This is a genomic window from Klebsiella sp. GB_Kp047, assembly GCF_040065235.1.
Classification (GTDB): domain Bacteria; phylum Pseudomonadota; class Gammaproteobacteria; order Enterobacterales; family Enterobacteriaceae; genus Klebsiella; species Klebsiella quasipneumoniae.
Genome location: NZ_JBEAJG010000041.1, coordinates 292,032 through 310,885 on the forward strand (window position 1 = coordinate 292,032; position 18,854 = coordinate 310,885).

At 61.3% G+C, this 18,854-nt stretch carries 21 protein-coding genes and 1 pseudogene; 12 read left to right on the forward strand and 10 right to left on the reverse strand.

What is annotated here, in order from left to right; translation table 11 throughout:
- Positions 1-208 precede the first annotated feature (208 nt).
- The 7 genes and pseudogenes from ABLV76_RS21935 (at position 209) to ABLV76_RS21965 (ending at position 5,109) form a co-directional block, all read left to right on the forward strand.
- Complete coding sequence (locus ABLV76_RS21935) at positions 209-427, forward strand: ParD-like family protein (RefSeq protein WP_002904808.1); 219 nt, start codon at positions 209-211, stop codon at positions 425-427.
- Positions 408-1,190, forward strand: coding sequence for a type I methionyl aminopeptidase (gene map / locus ABLV76_RS21940; protein WP_182937248.1), 783 nt, complete (start codon positions 408-410; stop codon positions 1,188-1,190). Before ABLV76_RS21935 ends, map begins: the two co-directional genes overlap by 20 nt.
- 268 nt (positions 1,191-1,458) lie before the next feature.
- Positions 1,459-2,573 (forward strand): annotated as a pseudogene (locus ABLV76_RS21945) (serine hydrolase domain-containing protein).
- On the forward strand, positions 2,560-2,904 hold the full coding sequence (locus ABLV76_RS21950) for a hypothetical protein (RefSeq protein WP_004205915.1): 345 nt from the start codon (positions 2,560-2,562) through the stop codon (positions 2,902-2,904). Before ABLV76_RS21945 ends, ABLV76_RS21950 begins: the two are co-directional and overlap by 14 nt.
- A gap of 28 nt (positions 2,905-2,932) precedes the next feature.
- On the forward strand, positions 2,933-3,466 hold the full coding sequence (locus ABLV76_RS21955) for a hypothetical protein (protein WP_004205916.1): 534 nt from the start codon (positions 2,933-2,935) through the stop codon (positions 3,464-3,466).
- 2 nt (positions 3,467-3,468) lie between these two features.
- On the forward strand, positions 3,469-3,675 hold the full coding sequence (locus ABLV76_RS21960) for a helix-turn-helix transcriptional regulator (protein WP_004205917.1): 207 nt from the start codon (positions 3,469-3,471) through the stop codon (positions 3,673-3,675).
- Between the two features lie 141 nt (positions 3,676-3,816).
- The gene (locus tag ABLV76_RS21965; RefSeq protein ID WP_017900382.1) at positions 3,817-5,109 is read left to right on the forward strand and encodes a glycoside hydrolase family 10 protein; all 1,293 of its coding nucleotides are present in this window, start codon (positions 3,817-3,819) and stop codon (positions 5,107-5,109) included.
- Between the two features lie 16 nt (positions 5,110-5,125).
- Here ABLV76_RS21965 and ABLV76_RS21970 read toward each other — a convergent pair whose 3' ends face one another.
- From ABLV76_RS21970 to ABLV76_RS21990, 5 genes are all read right to left on the reverse strand, one after another.
- Positions 5,126-6,448, reverse strand: a complete 1,323-nt coding sequence (locus ABLV76_RS21970) for a type II toxin-antitoxin system HipA family toxin (RefSeq protein WP_017900381.1) — start codon at positions 6,446-6,448, stop codon at positions 5,126-5,128.
- Positions 6,448-6,714, reverse strand: coding sequence for a type II toxin-antitoxin system antitoxin HipB (gene hipB, locus ABLV76_RS21975; RefSeq protein ID WP_004205921.1), 267 nt, complete (start codon positions 6,712-6,714; stop codon positions 6,448-6,450). Before hipB ends, ABLV76_RS21970 begins: the two co-directional genes overlap by 1 nt.
- 282 nt (positions 6,715-6,996) lie before the next feature.
- Positions 6,997-7,323, reverse strand: coding sequence for a hydroxyisourate hydrolase (uraH, locus tag ABLV76_RS21980; RefSeq protein WP_049003664.1), 327 nt, complete (start codon positions 7,321-7,323; stop codon positions 6,997-6,999).
- On the reverse strand, positions 7,320-7,820 hold the full coding sequence (gene uraD, locus ABLV76_RS21985) for a 2-oxo-4-hydroxy-4-carboxy-5-ureidoimidazoline decarboxylase (RefSeq protein WP_017900378.1): 501 nt from the start codon (positions 7,818-7,820) through the stop codon (positions 7,320-7,322). The genes uraH and uraD overlap by 4 nt, the downstream gene beginning before the upstream one ends.
- Entirely contained in the window at positions 7,798-9,177 is a 1,380-nt protein-coding gene (locus ABLV76_RS21990) for a nucleobase:cation symporter-2 family protein (protein WP_023318211.1), read from the reverse strand. The genes uraD and ABLV76_RS21990 overlap by 23 nt, the downstream gene beginning before the upstream one ends.
- A 345-nt stretch (positions 9,178-9,522) precedes the next feature.
- Between ABLV76_RS21990 and hpxO the strand changes: the two genes are divergently transcribed.
- On the forward strand, positions 9,523-10,677 hold the full coding sequence (gene hpxO, locus ABLV76_RS21995) for an FAD-dependent urate hydroxylase HpxO (protein ID WP_004205928.1): 1,155 nt from the start codon (positions 9,523-9,525) through the stop codon (positions 10,675-10,677).
- On the opposite strand, the gene hpxR is transcribed toward hpxO, so the two are convergent.
- The gene (gene hpxR / locus ABLV76_RS22000) at positions 10,658-11,581 is read right to left on the reverse strand and encodes a LysR family hpxDE operon transcriptional regulator HpxR (RefSeq protein WP_160124777.1); all 924 of its coding nucleotides are present in this window, start codon (positions 11,579-11,581) and stop codon (positions 10,658-10,660) included. The two genes, hpxO and hpxR, sit on opposite strands and share 20 nt — an antisense overlap.
- Before the next feature lie 125 nt (positions 11,582-11,706).
- Here hpxR and hpxD point away from each other — a divergent pair, with 125 nt between their 5' ends.
- A complete protein-coding gene (hpxD, locus tag ABLV76_RS22005; RefSeq protein ID WP_021314344.1) occupies positions 11,707-12,744 on the forward strand; it encodes a molybdenum cofactor-independent xanthine hydroxylase subunit HpxD in 1,038 nt (345 codons plus the stop codon).
- 11 nt (positions 12,745-12,755) lie between these two features.
- Positions 12,756-13,730, forward strand: a complete 975-nt coding sequence (gene hpxE / locus ABLV76_RS22010) for a molybdenum cofactor-independent xanthine hydroxylase subunit HpxE (RefSeq protein WP_064183711.1) — start codon at positions 12,756-12,758, stop codon at positions 13,728-13,730.
- Here hpxE and ABLV76_RS22015 read toward each other — a convergent pair.
- Positions 13,707-14,945, reverse strand: a complete 1,239-nt coding sequence (locus tag ABLV76_RS22015; RefSeq protein ID WP_348878475.1) for an MFS transporter — start codon at positions 14,943-14,945, stop codon at positions 13,707-13,709. The two genes, hpxE and ABLV76_RS22015, sit on opposite strands and share 24 nt — an antisense overlap.
- A gap of 105 nt (positions 14,946-15,050) precedes the next feature.
- Here ABLV76_RS22015 and ABLV76_RS22020 point away from each other — a divergent pair, with 105 nt between their 5' ends.
- Entirely contained in the window at positions 15,051-15,995 is a 945-nt protein-coding gene (locus tag ABLV76_RS22020) for an AraC family transcriptional regulator (RefSeq protein ID WP_004205934.1), read from the forward strand.
- A gap of 9 nt (positions 15,996-16,004) precedes the next feature.
- On the opposite strand, the gene ABLV76_RS22025 is transcribed toward ABLV76_RS22020, so the two are convergent.
- The 3 genes from ABLV76_RS22025 to ABLV76_RS22035 form a co-directional block, all read right to left on the reverse strand.
- Positions 16,005-16,760, reverse strand: coding sequence for a VOC family protein (locus ABLV76_RS22025; RefSeq protein WP_038431654.1), 756 nt, complete (start codon positions 16,758-16,760; stop codon positions 16,005-16,007).
- A 178-nt stretch (positions 16,761-16,938) separates the two neighbouring features.
- Positions 16,939-17,250 (reverse strand): cupin domain-containing protein, encoded by a 312-nt coding sequence (locus ABLV76_RS22030; RefSeq protein WP_004205936.1) that lies wholly within the window; start codon positions 17,248-17,250, stop codon positions 16,939-16,941.
- A gap of 21 nt (positions 17,251-17,271) precedes the next feature.
- Positions 17,272-17,535, reverse strand: coding sequence for a VF530 family protein (locus ABLV76_RS22035; protein ID WP_048294843.1), 264 nt, complete (start codon positions 17,533-17,535; stop codon positions 17,272-17,274).
- 281 nt (positions 17,536-17,816) lie between these two features.
- On the opposite strand from ABLV76_RS22035, the gene ABLV76_RS22040 reads away from it, so the two are divergent.
- Positions 17,817-18,845 (forward strand): isopenicillin N synthase family oxygenase, encoded by a 1,029-nt coding sequence (locus tag ABLV76_RS22040; RefSeq protein WP_062913939.1) that lies wholly within the window; start codon positions 17,817-17,819, stop codon positions 18,843-18,845.
- Positions 18,846-18,854 lie beyond the last annotated feature (9 nt).

Genomic DNA, 18,854 nt, shown 5'->3' on the forward strand with positions numbered 1-18,854 from the left:
ATGTTATTTTCATTCCGCATACCAATAACCTAATGGGTAATTTTCGCCATGGTGAGCCGCGCGAATTTTTAACCTGAAAAAATACGGTAAATAAGCCCGCTGGTCGGGCTTTTTTGCATGACGCTCGTCACCCACGCCACAAAATGCCAAGGACATCCCGAGCTGGTTTGTATACGATACATCTACGAATCATATATGGTCTGTTTCTATGGGAATCGTCAAAATCTCCGATCTGCTGCACGATGACATTCGTGATGCCAGCAAAGCCATGTCCCGCTCCGTTAATGCCCAGGCGGAATACTGGATCCGCCTGGGCATGATGAGCGAACTCTACCCCGAGCTTAACCACCAGCAGATCAAACTGCTGATGCTGAAATCCGGCTCTGACCGTCTGCTGGAGGTGATCAATGCCATCAATAATCATTAAAACCGCCGATGAGCTCGCGCGCCAGCGCCATGCCGGCCAGCTGCTGGCATCGGTGTTTGACATGCTGGATACCTTTATCGTCCCCGGCGTGACGACGATGGAAATCAACGATCGAGTGGAAGATTTTATCGTCAACCAGCTGCACGCCCGCCCGGCCAGCAAGGGGCAATACGACTTTCCCTATGTGTTGAACACCTCAATTAACGATGTGGTCTGCCATGGGATCCCGAAGGCGACCGAGCATCTGCGCTCCGGGATGATCGTTAACGTCGATATCACCCTCGAGAAAGCGGGCATGATCGCTGACTCCAGTAAGATGTACCTGATAGGCGACGTTTCCCCGCTGGCTCGCCGGCTGGTAAAGACCACCTATGAAGCGATGTGGAACGGCATTGAGGTGGTGAAACCCGGCGCGACGCTGGGCGACATCGGCCATGCCATTCAGCGCTGGGTCGAGGACCATGGCTACAGCGTGGTCAGAGAATACTGCGGTCACGGCGTCGGTCAGGAAATGCATGAAGAGCCGCAGGTGCTGCACTACGGCAGGCCCGGTGAAGGCGCGGTGCTGCGGGAAGGCATGGTATTCACTATTGAACCGATGGTGAACCAGGGCGACAGTCGTATCAAGACCAAAAAGGATGGCTGGACGGTGGTCACCCGCGATAAAAAACTCTCCGCGCAGTGGGAACATACCGTGGCGGTGACCGCCAACGGCTTTGAGGTACTGACGCTGCGCGACGACGAGCAGTCGCGGATCCGCTGAGTTTTCTTCTCCCGGTATATCGGCATAGCCGACATTTCTCGCTGGCGAGTACCGCCCTTCGTCAGCGCACTTTATCCCCTGGCCTCTATTGCCCCCCGCGTTCTCCACACCGCGCCGGGTGTGTCTGCTTTACTCCTTATAAAGTTAATCATAAAACGATAAAAATTTATTGTAAAACGATAAACACCAGGCTAACCTGCGCTCACTTTAACACCAGGGAGAAACGGTATTCCCTCACCTGGATGTCGTACCGCGTTAAGGAGAAAACATGCGCTGGAACCGCTATCGCCGGGACAGACAGATCATTGCCGCCGTGCTGGTTTTTACCGTCATCGTGGCGGCGGGGATCGCCCTGCAGCCCGGCTTTCATCCCCCCAGCTCCCGGACGACGGGGGATAAACAGCTGGTCTCGATATTAACGCCTCTGCTTAACGGCGCCCGCGGACAGGTCGCCGCCGCGCTGATTACCCCTCAGGGGGTGCGCTACGGCCTGTGGGGGAGCGAGTATACGACGCAGTATGAGATCGCCAGCCTGAGCAAAACCATGACCGCCAGCCTGCTGCTGGAGGCTATTCGCCGCGGCGAAGTCACCGCGCAGACGCCGGTGTCGGCGCTGGTCCCGGAGATTGTCAGCCCGGTGCGGGACGATACCCTGGAGCAACTGGTTTCTCACCGTTCAGGACTGCCACCGCTCACCGCGTCGGTTGGGCAGCGGCTGGCTATTCTGAGCGACATTGCCCGGCGACAGAACCCCTGGCGCTTCGACCGCCCGGCGCTGATCGCGATGATGAACCAGGCCACCCTGCAGCCGACGAAATGGTTTGATTATTCCAACGCCGGGTTTGCCCTGCTCGGACTGGCGCTGGAGCGGGCGTCTCATCGCGATTTTGCCACACTGATGGCGCAACGGGTCTTTGCCCCCGCCGGAATGCAGGACGCGGAAGTGGCCCGGCACAATACTCCAGCCTCGCCGACGTTTACCGTGGGCTGGTCAGCCTCTGGTTTCCCTCAGCAGCCATGGGTGATGGACGCCTTCGCCCCCGCCGGCGGCGTACGCGCCACGATTGTCGATATGGCGAAATATGCCCAGGCGCTGCTGGCAGGAAACCTGGCGGGCAGTAAAGGCATGCCCCCCTGTTCGCCACCGATGATCCCGATTCCCGGGTGGGTTATGCCTGGTTCACTACCCGCGTCCGCGGACGGGAGATCGTCTGGCATGACGGGCAGAGTGGCGGCTTTGCGGCAATGATGGCCTTCGACCGACAGCGACAGACCGCGGTAGTGATCCTCTCCGATACCGCCTGGCCGGTGATCGGGCCTGCCATCAAGCTCTTACTGGCTGCCACCCCTGATGAACAGGAGGCGCGTAATGAACGGAATTGACATCCTCTGGGCGCTGTTAACGCTGTTGTCGGTGATCCTGTTTATTTCCGGCGACTGGCTGGCGCAGCGAAAAATACGCCTGCTCAATTATGTTTTGCTGGTGACCGGGGTTATTTATCTCGCCGAGGTTTTCCAGACCCTGCAGAATCTCGGCAAAATGGGCTACCTGTTTCGGATGCTGACCTGGACCATCCAGGCATCGTTCATCACCCTCAGCCTCTACCGCGTCTGGACCCGTCCGTGGTTTGCCAGCCGTCGACGCGGCGTCCGGGCGATGAGCGTTGTCTTCGCCGTGGCCCTTATGTCATGCTTGACGCGGCTGGTGCTTTAATTATTCTCATCAATCAGGAAGGTAAATTGTGAAGCAATCCAGAACCCGGCTGAGTCTGGCTATTATTAGCGGCATACTGCCCCTCTTTTTTATGCTCGCCCTGATCGTGCCGCTGTGGATTTTCTTTACCGGCGAACGATATTTTCTTTCCACCCTGCTGCACTTTGCTGAAGTGCCGTTAACCGACAACCCGGCCCAGGCGCCGGGGATGGCGAGACGTTTGTTGCTGCTGGCCCTGCTGTATCTTCCGGCCGGGCTGTTCGCGTTCGCTATCTGGCAGGGCATGAAGGTAACCCGTAGCGTCCGCCAGCGCAGCGTGCTCAGCCTCTCCCTGGCGCACAGCGTTCGTTACATCGCTCTGGCCATGGTGGGGATGGGGATCTTACTGCCGGTCTGCCGCTTTCTCATCCCGCTGCTCGCCTGGTGGCCGCAGCCTTATTACCAGGTGGTGTTTCTGCTCAGCGACGGGGTGCTGCTTCTGACAGGAAGCTTGCTGTTTGTGACATTTCACGCCATGCTCCACGGGATCCGTGCGGAAGAAGAGAATAAGGAGTTTATTTAACGATGGCTGTGGTGGTGAATCTGGACAAACTGCTGGTGGAAAAAAAGATGACGTCCAGGGCGCTGGCGGCCTTTGTTGGCATTACCGAACAGAATTTGTCGCTGCTCAAGTCGGGAAAAGTCAAAGGCATCCGCTTTGATACCCTGTCGCGCATCTGCGAGGCGCTCGAGTGTCAGCCTGGCGATATTCTGGCGTGGGAGCCCGACTGACCTCTCCCACCTGATGTCAACAGTCCTATCAAGGAATTGCTCTGGCCGGCGAATCGTAAGAGAATAGCGCCTACACGCGACGATCTGATTACACGGGAGTTCATCATCAGCCATTCTCGTCGATTCCCCCTAGCCAGCAAAGTGGCGCTGGCAGGCGCGGCGCTCATCGCCGCCGGCATGCTGTTCAGCTGCACCAGTAAGGCCCCCAAATCCCTCGTCACGCCGCCGAAGAGCGCGGCCGTTAAAGCCGGTCAGACGCACCGGGAGCCGGTACGCGGCGTCTGGCTGACCACCGTCTCGCGCCTTGACTGGCCGCCGGTCGGGTCAATTATCGCCAGTACGCCGGAAAGCCGCATCACCCAGCAGAAGCTGGCGCTGCTCGCCAAACTCGATAATCTGCAGCGCCTGGGGATCAACACCGTCTTTTTCCAGGTGAAACCGGACGGTACGGCGCTCTGGCGGTCGGATATTCTGCCGTGGTCCGATATGCTGACCGGCAAAATCGGCGAATACCCCGGCTACGATCCGCTGCAGTTTATGCTGGATGAAGCGCACAAGCGCGGCATGAAGGTCCACGCATGGTTTAACCCTTACCGCGTCTCGGTCAACACCAAACCGTCGACGATTGCCGAGCTGAACAACACCCTCACTCAGGTGCCGGCCAGCGTGTTCGTCCTGCACCGTAACTGGATCCGCACCGCCAGCGATCGCTTTGTTCTCGACCCGGGTATTCCCGAAGCGCGTGACTGGATCACCAGCATTGTCGCTGAAGTGGTGCAGAACTACCCGATTGACGGCGTGCAGTTCGATGACTATTTCTACACCGAAACCGCTTCTTCCCCGCTTAACGACAACGAGACCTTCCGTCGTTACGGGCAGGGCTATGCCTCGAAGGGCGACTGGCGGCGGCATAACACTCAGCAGCTTATTGCCCAGGTCTCCGCGACCATTAAAAAACTCAATCCGAACGTCGAGTTTGGCGTGAGCCCGGCCGGGGTGTGGCGCAACCGCTCCCACGATCCGGCGGGGTCTGATACCCGTGGCGCGGCCGCCTATGATGAATCCTATGCCGATACCCGCAGCTGGGTGCAGCAGGGACTGCTCGACTACATCGCCCCGCAGATTTACTGGCCGTTTGCCCGCGATGCGGCGCGCTACGATGTGCTGGCCAACTGGTGGGCCGAGGTGGTCAAGCCGACGCATACCCGGCTGTATATCGGCGTGGCCCTGTACAAGGTGGGTGAACCGTCCAAAAATGAACCTGACTGGACGGTGGATGGCGGCGTGCCGGAGCTGAAAAAACAGCTCGACCTCAATGAGTCCCTGCCGCAGATCCAGGGCACCATCCTGTTCCGCGAAAACAACCTCAATCAGCCGCAGACCCGCCAGGCGGTTAACTACCTGCGCAGCCGCTGGGGGCCGCCGCAGAGCTAACCGCCAGCCGGCTTCGCTATCCCGCCTGCAGCCCTTGCTGCAGGCGGGCGTGCAGTTTCAGCATGTTCTCCGTGATGGCCCGCCAGACGTGGGCGGAAAAGTCCGACGGCAGCGTCCGGCGGGCGCTTTCGATGGCCTGCGGCACGCGGTCGGCAAACTCGCCCAGGATCGCCAGCATCTGCTCCCGGGGGAAGTTAACCGCTTTGGCGGTCGCCAGAAAATGACGCGGATAGATAGCGTTAATCTCCGTTTTCCGCCCTTTTGTGGCATTGAGCCCCATCGACAGCTTCAGGTCGCGCAGATGCAGTCCCGTCCCGCCCAGCACCGGAAATGCCGAAATAATGTCGTAGAACGGCGTGAGCCGGTAGCTGCCGCCGGGCAGCAAAAAGAGCGAGAAGTTCTTCGCATGCCCGTCCGTTGCCCCGGTCAGCCACTGGAACACCATGAACTTCATAAAGTCATAGCGATCTTTCAGGGCCTCACTGGAACCCAGCAGAAAGGTCATGATCGCGGCGATACCCGGCCCGCCGTCAGACTCATATTTCATCGACGACGGTATGCCGAATGCCTGACACAGATCCTCCTGCGGCAGACGCAGCAGCACGCGCCCCTCCTGCGCCCAGCGCCGGTCGAAGCGGGTCACCGCCAGCGCACGGATCCGCGGCGTGTTGATAATCTCCGCCTCCGGCACCGCCAGGCCCAACGCCCTGGCCAGCGCCAGGCACAAATATTCGTTATCCACGCTTTCACGCAGATCCAGCGTCGCATTGGGCTGCTTTATCTCGCCGATAGGCAGTTTAATGATATGGGTGGTCGGGGTGGTGCCCTGCGGAATACACCAGTGCTCGCCCATTCGCAGCAGCGCGGTTTTCTCCTGAGCGCCGGCCACCGAGATACGAAAATCGTCCTGGCCGGTCACCATTCCGAGAGGAATATCCGACTGGTAGGCGGTCAGCAAAGCGGTCAGCTGCGCCTCATCCAGCGTCTGCCAGCGCAACGCGGCAAGATGCGCCTCTTCCCCCGGCGGCAGCAGAGTCACCGCCCCTACGCTGTCCCGCCCGACCTCGGCCAGCAGATCGAACGGCTGTTTCGAACGCGCCTGATAGCGCCTGACGATCCGCTCGCGGACCTGCGGGCTGTCGGGCAGCAGGTTATCAAAATAGTGATACACCGCGTCGGCGGTAATATTGCCATACTGCAGCGGCAGCGAGAGGGAGAGCGGTCTGGCGCGCGGGCTGCGCAGCCACTCCTCATCATAGCGGAAACTGTGCGCCCCGTTGGCCTGGCGGGTTAAGGTTCCCACGCGCGCATTGTTCATCCAGGTGGTGAGCGTCGCCATTACCAGTCAAGATCCGTGGTGTTATCGGGAATCATCGCCGTCTCTGCCGGTTTGGCGTTCAGGGTCATCACCACCCCCAGCGACTGGAGGATCTTAAACAGGGTGGTTAAGGTGGTTTTGTCGGGGTGATTTTCAAAATTGGACAGCGTCGCCTGTTTAATGCCGATCCGGCTGGCCAGCGCCTCCTGAGTCCAGTGATTTTGCTGGCGCAGCAGTTTCAGGTAATTGGCCAGCTGAACCGGACTGTATATCTGCGGGGAATTCATCGCCTTGTTCCTCACCATCATTTATCCCCCTATCGGGATAAAACTGGTTTTATACCCTGCAAGGGATAATGTCAAGTTTATCCCCTAGTGGGGATAGGTCAATGATTATCCTTACGTAGGGATAAAGCAGAAGGGATGGCAGCCGGAGCAACGTGGTCTGCCCGGTGGCGGCTGCGCCTTACCGGGCCTACGGGCTGTCGCTACCAGTTTCATCATCATCCAGGCCGGGCAAGCGCAGCGCCGCCCGGCAATGGCTGTCACTCGGGCAACGCGCAGCCGGGCTTAGCTGCCGCGGTAGGTCGACCACCCGCCCGGGGCGATCAGAAACGGCAGATGGAAATGGTCCTCTGCCGCCTCGCCAATGACAAAATCAATCTGCGCCCGGGTAAAAACGCTCTCGCGCCCGGCACGGGCAAACCACGCCCCGGTTTCCGCGGTTAAACGGTAGCGCCCCGCCGGCAGCGGCGCGGCGCTGAAGGTGGCGATACGCCCCTGGGCGTTGGTCACCAGGTTCGCCAGGGTCTCGCCCTCCCGGCTCAGGCTGACCGCGACGCCTTCAGCCGGCGTGCCGGTGGAAATATCCAGAATATGGGTGCTCAGGGTGCTCATTCGCCAATCGCTCCTTCCAGTCTTAACATCGTAATTTCCCGCAGCTGGGCAAGCGCCTCAGCCACTTCTTCGTCAGCGGTATGCTGCAGCCGGCGCGTCAGCGCCTGCAGAATCTCTTCGCCGCTGCGCCCTTTGGCGCGGATTAAAAACACCCGGCCAAAGCGGGCTTCGTAGCGGGCATTCCCCTCCCGCAGGGCCTGCGCCAGTCTTTCATTATCGCTGTCCACCGCCGACTGCTCCTGGCGCGACATCGTCGCGTGCGCCTGGCTGCCGCTCGGTTTTTCGCCGATCCGCGGATGGGCGCTGAGCGCCGCGTTCAGATCGTTCTCTCCCCAGTCGCCCATCGCTTCCCGGGCGACCTGCAGCAGCGCTTCACGGTTGGCGAAGGGGCGCAAGTTCACCAGCTTATCGCTCCAGGCCGGGATCGCCACACAGGGAGCCAGCAGCTCCCCTGCCTCATCGCCACTCAGGCTGTTAAACTGACTCAGCGCGATCATCCTGACTCCTTATCGTTTTCGTCGCCGCCTGCTCCTGCGGCAGAACAAGGTTCAGCGCTATCGCCACCAGCCCACCGCTGGTGGCCGCGGAACCGAACAGATCGCCGACCATCGGCGGAAAATGGCTGAGAAACGCCGGCACCGACTCCACGCCAAGACCCGCACCAAACGCCAGTCCCACGATCAGCACATCGCGTCGGGTGAGCGGGTTCTGGGTAATGATCCGGATCCCGGCCGCCACCACACAGCCAAACATCACCATCGTAGCGCCCCCCAGCACCGGCGCCGGGATCTGCCGCAACAGTTCGCCCACCGGCGGGAACAGCCCGAGCAGGATCAGAATTACGCCAATGTAGCGTCCGACATAGCGGCTGGCCACCCCGGTCATCTGGATCACGCCGTTGTTCTGCGCGAAAGTCGTGTTTGGAAAGGCGCTGAGCATTGCGGCCACCATGCAGCTGACGCCATCCGCCAGGATACCGCCCTTCAGCCGGTTGCGGAAAGCGCGATCGTCAACAGACTGTTGTGAAATCAGCGAGTTGGCCGTCAGATCGCCCACCGCCTCCAGAATACACACCAGCGACACCAGCGCCACCGGCAGAAATATCGCGCTGTTAAACTGAAAGCCAAACGGGAACAGCGTTGGCAGGCGAAACAGGGTATCGCCCAGGCTGTGAAGATGGAACTGACCGCTCAGCCCTGCCGCCACACAGCCTGCGGCAATGCCCACCACCACCGAGGAGAGCCGCAGCCAGCGGTTTTTGGCGCAGCTCAGCAGGACGATAACGCCAAGGGTACCCGCCCCGAGCGCGATATTGCTCATGCTGGCGAAATCCTGCGCCTTTTCCCCACCGCACCAGTTAATGACGCTGACCTTGATCAGGCTGATGCCGATCAGCGCAATCACGCTGCCGGTAATAATAGGGGTAAAGATTTTCTTCAGCGGTTCGATAAAGCGGCTGACAATCACCGGCACCAGGGCGGCGACAAAGTTAACGCCAAACAGCATCGCCATAATATCCTGCGGCCCGCCGCCCTGCGCTTTCACCCACATCCCTCCGGCTACCGCCACGCCCAGAAAGGCGAAGCTGGTGCCCTGCATGCAGATCATCCCGGCGCCAATGCCCCAGACCCGGTTGGACTGCAGAAAGGTACCGATACCCGAAGCCAGCAGCGACATACTGATGAGATACGGCAGCCAGTCGCCAAGTCCGAGGGTGGCGCCGATGATCAGCGGCGGCGTGATGATCCCCACCAGACCCGCCAGCACATGCTGGAGGGCGCTAAAAAAGGCAGGAAGCGGTGGGATCCGCTGTTCAAGGCCGTAAAGCAGGCCGCTGTGATGTTCGTCAGACATGGTGTTATCCCGTAGCAAAGAGAAGTACATGGGCTACTGCACAAAGCAGGCCAGAGACGACAAAAGCGCACGAATAAATTTATTAACACTTCAAAATCATAAGCTTAAATTATTCGAATGATGCATCATTTCCCTCCGCTGCTGAACCAGGCTTATGAAACGATAGATTCTGAATGCAACATACGGAAACTTTTGATTCATAAAAAGGCAACCAATGCATCACATTGCACCGAGGTGGTGCGCCATGACCTGTCGCTGTGCCTCTGGCGGGCGGTTTTCCTCTCTTCGGCGAACTGGTACGCAAATTGCTGTAGTCAGTGCCTACATCTGGAGAAGGAGAAAAAAATGAAAGCAATCGTGATTGGCGCGGGCATCGGCGGCTTAAGCGCGGCAGTGGCGCTCAAACAGTCGGGGATCGACTGCGACGTCTATGAGGCGGTGAAAGAGATCAAACCGGTCGGCGCGGCGATTTCCGTATGGCCCAACGGCGTGAAATGCATGGCCCACCTCGGCATGGGCGATATCATGGAAACCTTCGGCGGACCGCTGCGCCGCATGGCGTATCGCGATTTCCGCAGCGGCGAGAACATGACCCAGTTCAGCCTCGCGCCGCTGATCGAACGCACCGGCAGCCGCCCCTGCCCGGTATCCCGCGCAGAGCTGCAGCGGGAAATGCTGGATTTCTGGGGACGGGAGCGCGTGCAGTTCGGCAAACGCGTCACCCGCTGTGAAGAAAACGCCGACGGCGTGACGGTGTGGTTTACCGACGGCAGCAGCGCCAGCGGCGATTTGCTGATTGCCGCCGACGGCAGCCATTCCGCGCTGCGTCCGTGGGTGCTCGGCTTTACCCCGCAGCGCCGCTACGCCGGCTACGTCAACTGGAACGGTCTGGTGGAAATAGATGAAGCGCTGGCGCCCGGCGATCAGTGGACCACCTTTGTCGGCGAAGGCAAGCGCGTCTCGCTGATGCCGGTCTCCGCTGGCCGGTTCTACTTTTTCTTTGATGTGCCGCTGCCGGCGGGTCTGGCGGAGGATCGTGACACCCTGCGCGCTGACCTCAGCCGCTACTTTGCCGGCTGGGCGCCGCCGGTGCAGAAGCTGATCGCCGCCCTTGACCCGCAGACCACCAACCGTATTGAAATCCACGATATCGAACCGTTCAGCCGCCTGGTGCGCGGTCGCGTCGCGCTGCTGGGCGACGCCGGACACAGCACCACCCCGGATATTGGCCAGGGGGGATGTGCGGCGATGGAAGATGCGGTGGTGCTGGGCGCCGTTTTCCGCCAGACCCGCGATATTGACGCCGCCCTGCGCGAGTATGAAGCCCAGCGCTGCGATCGGGTTCGCGATCTGGTGTTGAAGGCGCGCAAGCGCTGCGATATCACCCACGGTAAGGATATGCAGCTCACCGAAGCCTGGTACCAGGAGCTGCGGGAGGAGACCGGCGAACGGATTATCAACGGCATGTGCGACACCATCCTCAGCGGGCCGCTGGGCTGACGGTCGCCATGGACTCAATCACCGCGCTCAGCGTCTGAATGGCCATCTGCGCGGGACGCGATAGCTGACGCGAGGGCGCGGTGCACAGCGCCAGAGTCAGCGGCCGCAGCAGCGTACTGCGCAGCGGGATAAAGGCCAGCTGTCCGCGCTGAACCTCGTCCAGCACGTCGAGCAGGCTGAGGAGCGTCACGCCGCTGCCGCGCAGCACCAGCGACTTAATGAGGCGAATATCATTGCAGCTGATGGTATTCTCCGGCGTAAAGTCATGGTGGCGATAGAGGAGCGCAACACGCTCATGAACGATCAGCGGCGCGCCGGGCACGATGTGCCGCTCCAGGCTGAGCTCGCCCAGAGACAGGGCCTTTGCCCCCGCCAGAGGATGGTCCGGGCGCATCACAATCCCCACCTCCAGTTCGGCAAAGGCCAGTACGCTGAGTCCGGCCTGCCCCTGCGGATCGAGGATCAGACCGACGTCCAGATCCGCCTGACGCACTTTCTGGCTGACGGTGTGGCTGTCGGCCACCTGCAGATCCAGCTCCAGCCACGGCCAGCGGGCGATGATCTCCGCCAGCGCGGCGGCGAAGCCGCCTTCCGCCAGCGCCTGCACCATGCCGACGCTGACGCTCCCGCGCTTCATCCCCTGCAGCTCATCAAATTTTTGCCGGGTCTGACGAAACTCCTTCTGCCAGCGCAACAGATTGTCATACAGCAGTTCACCCGCAGTGGTCATCCGCAGTCCCTCCGGCAGCCGCTCGAACAGCGGCGTCCCGAAGGCCTCCTCGGCCTGCAGGATCTGGCGGTTAATCGCCGAGGCCGAGATATGCAGCTGCTCGGCGGCCCGGCGCAGGCTGCCGCAGCGAGCCACGGCGATGAAATAGTGGGCGAAACGGGAAAATGGACTCATGGTGCCCCTGTACTCTTTTTTGCAACAGCAGAGTGAATTAATGGTGATGGATGTGAACACCCTAATATGACAACAATAATCTCACAACAATAAAACAATCACCGATGTGAGCAGGAAGAGAAATCATGAAGACAACCACCCCCACGCCCCCCGCCCATTGCACCTTCGATCCGGAAGACTGGCTGCGGCTGGCCCGTTGCTGGCACCCGGTGGCCCGCGCCTGCGATATTGACGGCGCTCCGGTGAAAGCCACCCTGCTGGACGAACAGCTGGTTATCTATCGTATAAAAGGCCAGGTGGTGGTCGCCCGCGACGTCTGCCCGCACCGCGGCGTCCCGCTGACCCTGGGGTTTCATGAAGAAGAAGGCATCGTCTGCCCCTATCATGGCCTGCGCTTTGGCGAGGATGGCCGCTGCAACCGCATCCCCTCCAGTCCGGGGCAACCCATTCCGGCCAAACTGCATCTCACCAGCTTCGCCGTGGAGGAGCGTTACGGGCTGATCTGGACCTGCCTGGACTGCGATCCGGACAATCCGCCGCCGTTACCGACCATGCCGCACTGGGACGACGCCGGCTTTCAGCAAATCAACTGTCCGGCCTTTGAAGTGAAGGGCTTTGCCGGCCGCCAGGTCGAAGGCTTTCTCGATGTCGCCCACTTCGCGTGGATCCACACCGAGACCTTCGCCGATCCGGACAACCAACAGGTGCCGGACTACACCCCGCAGGAGACGCCGTTCGGCTTTGTTGCCGACTACTGGAGCTCGGTAGGCAATTACCCGGCCAGCTCCGATTTCCGCGCGCCGGAAGGGTTCCAGTGGCTGCGTCACTTTGAAATGCATCTGCCGTTCACCGCCACGCTGACCATCCATTTCCCTGCCGATGCGAAGCTGGTGATCATGAACGCCGCCTCGCCGGTGTCGTCGCGCGTGACGCGAATGTTTGCCCCTATCGCCCGCAATTTTGACCTGCATGTGCCGGTGGAAGACGTTCATGCGTTCAACCTGCGGGTGTTTGAGGAGGACCGCCTGATGGTTGAGACCCAGCGCCCGGAGCGGCTGCCGCTGGATCTGACCCTGGAGGCGCATATTCCGGCAGACCGCAGCTCTATCGCCTACCGGCGCGGGCTGAAGAAGATGGGCTTTGGCGATTTCTTTCTGGTATGAGTGGAGGTCTTATGCGCGACATACTCCAGGTGGTGGTCGATGGCCTGTGGCGCCAGGGCGCGAAAAATCTGGCCGTTCGTCTGGTGAGCGCCGATGGGCAATCGCTGCCGGCGTGGGCGCCCGGCGCCCATATCGACCTCCATCTCCCCTGCGGGCTGATCCGTCAGTATTCGCTGACCGGCAGCCCGGCCAGACGGGATCACTATCTGCTCTGCGTCGCCCGCGAGGCGCAGTCGCGAGGCGGCTCCCGTTATATTCATGACACCCTGCGTCCGGGGCAGCCCTTGCTGATCTCTGCTCCGCGCAACCACTTTCCCCTGCGCGGGGGCGGCCACGTGGTGCTCCTCGCCGCCGGGATCGGCATTACGCCGCTGCTGGCGATGGCCCATGCGCGGGCGGCGTCCGGCGCCAGCTTTACGCTGCACTATTACGTCAGCCGCGCGCAGGAGGCCGCCTTCGCCACCGAGATCGCCAGCCAGCTCACCGGCGGAACCTGCCTGATCCACAGCTCTGCCGACGGGCAGAGTCCGCGCCTGCGGCTGGCGCAGGATCTGGGCGCGCCGGACGCCGACACCCGAGTCTATTTCTGCGGACCGCCGGGGTTTATGGCCCAGGTGCGCGACACCGCGCTGGCGGCCGGCTGGGCGGAAACGCAACTGCACAGCGAAGCGTTCCAGCCGACCGTCCCGACGGCGGCGTCGGCGGAGGACGGCACCTTCACCATCACCCTCGCCTCCACCGGGGAGCGCTGGCCGGTCCCGGGGGACAAAACCATCGCCCGGGTGCTGCAGGAGCATGGCGTTGAGGTGCCGCTCTCCTGCGAGATGGGGATCTGCGGCGCCTGCCTGACGCCGGTGCGGGAGGGAACGGTCGACCACCGGGATACCGTGCAGTCGGAGGCGGAAAAACAGGCCGCGGAGCAGCATATCGCGCTGTGCTGCTCCCGCAGCCTGTCGGCCAATTTAGTTATCGATCTCGCGGGATAAGCGGCCGGTCTCCGGCTGCTCGGCGCTGGCGACCGGTTTCACCCGCACAGCGGTGAAGACCACGACCATCGCGATCAACAGCAGCAAACCGCTGCCGGTGAAGACGCCGCTGGCGCCATGCAGATCGAACACCGCCCCGCCGCCGGCGGCGCCGGCGCTGATGGCCAGCTGAATAGAGGCCACCAGCAGACCGCCTGCGCTTTCCGCCTCATCCGGCACGGTGGTGGCCAGCCAGGTGGACCAGGCCACCGGCACCAGACCGAAGGCAAATCCCCACAGGGCGACCAGCAACCCGTCGAGCACGGACAGATGGCCAAACGTCACCATCAGCAGCGCCAGGACGCTCATCATCAGCGGCACCAGCGCCAGGGTCAGACGCAGGCTGCGGTTCAGCAGATAGCTCGCCACCGAGGTGCCGATAAAGTTAGCGACACCGAAGCCGAGCAAAATCAGCGAAACGCCTTCAACGCTGGCCTGCGCGACGGTCTCAAGGAACGGTCGCAGGTAGGTGAAGAAGGCAAAATGGCCGCTGAAAATCAGGATCGACGCCAGCATGCCCCCCAGCATACCGGGACGGCGCAGCACCCTGAACAGCGTGGAGAAGGTGCCAACGCTTTCCGGCCACATGGAGGGCAGCACCCACAGCTGCCAGAGCAGCGCCAGCAGGCTGGGTATCGCGCAGAGAATAAACACGTTGCGCCAGCCGATCAGCTCTCCGAGGTAGCTGCCGAGCGGCGCGGCCACCACCGTGGCGACAGACACCGCGGAAAAGATGATCGCCAGCGCTTTCGGCACATGGGCCGCCGGCACCAGACGCATCGCCGTGGCGGTGGACATCGCCCAGAAACCGCCGATGGCGATCCCCAACAGCAGACGACCAAGCAGGAGAAACGCCAGCGAACCGGCAAAAGCGACCATCAGGCTGGAGACAATCTGCAGCACGGAAAAGAACATCAGCACCCAGCGGCGGTCGATATTGCGGGTGGCGGTGGCGATCAGCAGGCCGGTGACTAACGCCACTAACGCCGTGGCGGTCACCGCCTGCCCGGCCATCCCTTCGCTGACGCCGAGGCTGCTGGCCATCGGCGTTAACAGGCTGGCGGGCAGAAATTCAGCCACGATCAGGCCGAACACCCCGAGGGCCAGGGCATAGACGGCGCGCCAGGCAGGCCTGACGGGTGACAGGCTCGCGTCAGCAGCTATGCAGGAAGTCATATACATCTCTCCAGGTTTATTAACATCCTGGACATCTTAGGGGCTTACCCCTGGACGATATATGATGCATACTCTTCAGTTATTGATTATTCGTCCGGAATTACCATGAGCCAGCCCACTATCGACCTGACCAGCGAACTGCTGCGCGGTATGCGCCTCTCCGGCGTGAATTACCGGCGCATCGAGACCTCCCGCCCGTTTGGCGTCGGCTTTAGCGCCGTGGCGGGCAAAGCCCAGTTCCATTTCATCAGCCGCGGGCCGGTGCTGCTGCGCATGGCCAGCGGAGAACAGTTCACCCTGGAGAGCGGCGACGCGCTGTTTATTCCCAACGGCGACGGGCACGCCCTGCTCTCCGATCCGCAGGCCGCGGTGGTGAATGTGGCGCAGCTGAACAGCGAAACGGTGTGCAGCACGGTCAGTTGTATCAACGCTGGCGGCCAGCCTGACTGCCCGGAGCGCGCCGTGATTTTCAGCGGTTGTATGGACTTTGAACTCGGCGGCATGCAGCCGCTGGTGAAGGCCATGCCCGAAGTGATGCGGGTGAGCTGCCTGCTCAACACCTGGCCGGAGATCCAGCCGCTGCTGGCGGCGATGGAGCGGGAATCGCTCACCCGCCAGGCGGGCTATGCCGGGATCCTCGCCCGACTGGCGGACGTAGTGGCCGCGCTGATAGTCCGCGGCTGGGTGGCCTGCGGGTGCGGTAACGCCACCGGCTGGGTGCAAGTCCTGCGCGATCCCCGGCTGGCGAAAGCGATCTACGCCATGCATCAGCGTCCGGGCGTTAACTGGAAAGTGGAAGATCTGGCGCGGGAGGCGGGGCTGTCGCGCTCTCTCTTCGCCGAGCGTTTTCTTGCCGCCACCGGCACCACCCCCGCCCGCTATCTCACCGAGCTGCGTATGCGGCTGGCGGTGCAGTACATCACCCACGAAGGCCAGGCGCTGGAAAAAGTCGCCTTCAGCCTCGGGTATCAGTCGCTGGCGGCCTTTAGCCGGGCTTTCAAACGCATCACCGGCCAGCCGCCGGGGGCACTGCGCGCTACGGTACGCTAGCGTCAGCCTTTATATAAAGCGATACACGCCGTTGCCGACGCGAAAGCGTTGCCCCTTAAGCGCCGGGTTGGCGACGCGAAACACCAGCTCGGCCAGCTGGTTGGCGGGTCCCTGGCGGAAAATAAACCACTGGCCGCCCGCGTCCAGCCCCTGCTCCCCCTGTGACGGGAAGCCCAGCAGTGCCTGCCAGCGGTCGCGCACCGCCTGCGGATTGTCCACCTCGAACACCGCCTGCTCGAGCACAATGTCGCCCAGCGGATGAGGCACGTCCAGCCCCTGAGCGCGCAGCCGCGCCAGCCGGGTCTCGTCGTCTTCTCCCCACTGCAGCACAAAGGGAAAGACCAGCCCGTCGGTGTCGCCATCGATGGTGAAGATCCGCCAGCGGATGACATTGCCCTGCGGATCGTGGCGCTGGCCATCGACAATCGGTGACACCGCCAGCCCCTTGCGACGCAAGTGGTCATGGGTGGCGTCGATGTCGTCGCTGCGCAGCGCGACGCGAAACAGCGCTTCGTTCTCCGGCAGCAACCGCGCGGCATCCCGCGAGAGCAGAAATCTGTCCGTCGCGGCGCGCAGTTCGTCGGGGTCGGAAATGGCGAGGAATTCGATATAGGTCAGACCAAAATAGCTCAGCGCATTGCGGGTTCCCCACCCCGGATGGCGCCCGCCGACCGCCGCCCGCAGCTGCTGCCCGGCAAAGATTTCAATCGCCGCTTCCGGCTGATTCACAAACTGTACTGCGTGATCCCACTGCAAGGTGGCCATGATCTCTCCCGGAGTTGTGCCTGTTAAGACGTCTGCGGCAAAAGATAGTGCTGGGGTGAAGGGAATGGCAAACAAGAATTAAGTATATCGAAAGCTGGATAAGTGATTTATATCAACGCGGTAAGTTGAGTGTGACAGGCGATGAAACGGCGGGCTAACGAATTGCCCGCCGGCGGGATCAGACCGACCCTTCTTTCTCAATCACCAGAATACGCGCCGCCCCCTGGGGATGGGCGACATGCTCGCATCCCACCTCGGCGTAAAAGATATCTCCGGCGTTCAGCATGATCACCTGTTCCTCGCCGTCGACCTTCACATGCATCGCCACCTGACCATCCATCACGGCAAACACCTCCTGACCGTCGTTGATGTGCCAGATATAGGGTTGGTCGGTCCAGTGCAGGCGCACGGTGGTGCCGGAAAAATTGGCAATGTCCAGCGCGCCCCACGCGCGGTCGGCGGTGAAATCTTTACTGCTCCAGCTCTGCATGATGTTGTCCTGTGGTAAGGGTTATTTTTTCTGCCAGTTTGCCCAGGGATCCGGTTTCTCTGCCGGCGCATCGTCGTCGAGCGAAGCCAGATACATCGCCTCCACCTCTTTGCGCGCCCACGGCGTCCGGCGGAGAAATTTCAGGCTGGACTTGATGCTGGGATCGCTTTTAAAGCAGTTAATGTTGACCTGGCGGGCCATTTCCGCCCAGCCGTAGCGCGCCACCAGGGCATTGAGCAGCGCTTCCAGCGTCACGCCGTGCAGAGGATCTTTTGAGCTGTGCATGAGGATACATCCGTTCCGCATTAAAAAAGTGCGCCCACCTTACTGACTCTCGGTGACGGGCGCAACGGCTTCAGTTCGCCCTTATGCCTTTATCTATTTAACGCAAAAGCACTGAACCCCGCGCGGACATAAATTAGAAAATAACGTTATTGGTTGCTTATCTGGCCCTGAGGCAAGCTGTGCTCAGCCCCGGACAGAGGAAATCACCATGCGCTGCTGTTGTGCCAGAACCCTGAACCTGAATCGACCCATAACTTATTATCCCGTTTTCGGAGAACACAATGAACGCGACCACCCTGCCGATTCTCGATCTGGCCCGCTACGCGGACCCCGCGGATAAAGCGGCCTTCCTGACCGACCTGCGTCACGCCGCCCGCGACATCGGCTTCTTTTATCTGATCAACCACGGTGTCGACGACGCGCTTCAATATGAAGTTCAGCGCCAGTCCCAGCGCTTTTTTGCGCTTGATGAGGCGCAAAAACAGCAGGTGGCGATGATCCACTCCCCCCATTTTCGCGGCTATAACCGCGCGGCCTCTGAGCTGACGCGCGGCCAGCCTGACTGGCGAGAGCAGTTTGATATCGGCGCCGAACGTCCGGCGCTGACCCTCAGCGACGACGCGCCGCGCTGGCAGCGCCTGCAGGGTCCGAATCTGTGGCCTGACGCGCTGCCGTCGCTAAAACCGGTATTACTTCACTGGCAACAGCAGATGACTCAGGTGGGGATCCGCCTGCTGCGCGCCTTTGCCGAAGCGCTGCAGCTCCCGGAGAATGCCTTTGACCGGCTTTACGGCGACCAACCCAACGAGCATATCAAGCTGATCCGTTATCCCGGCCAGCAGGAGACCCAGAGCAGTCAGGGCGTTGGCGCCCATAAAGATTCCGGTTTTCTCAGCTTCCTGCTGCAGGACGAGCAGAAAGGGCTGCAGGTTGAGGTGGCGCCCGGGCAGTGGATCGACGCCGTACCGCTGGCCGGCAGCTTTGTGGTCAATATTGGCGAATTGCTGGAGCTGGCCACCAACGGCTATCTGCGCGCTACCGTTCACCGGGTGGTGTCACCGCCGGCTCAGCAGCAGCGCCTCTCCATCGCTTTCTTCCTTGGCGCCCAGCTTGACGCGGTGGTGCCGGTTTATACCCTGCCGCCCGAGCTGGCGCGTGAAGCGCGCGGTCCGGACAGCGACCCGCACAATCCGCTGCTGCGCGATGTCGGCTGGAATTATCTCAAGGGCCGTCTGCGTTCCCATCCGGACGTGGCGGAACGCTACTATCAGGACGTTTTTCGCGAACGCGCCGAGCAATTGATCGTTTAACCATAACTA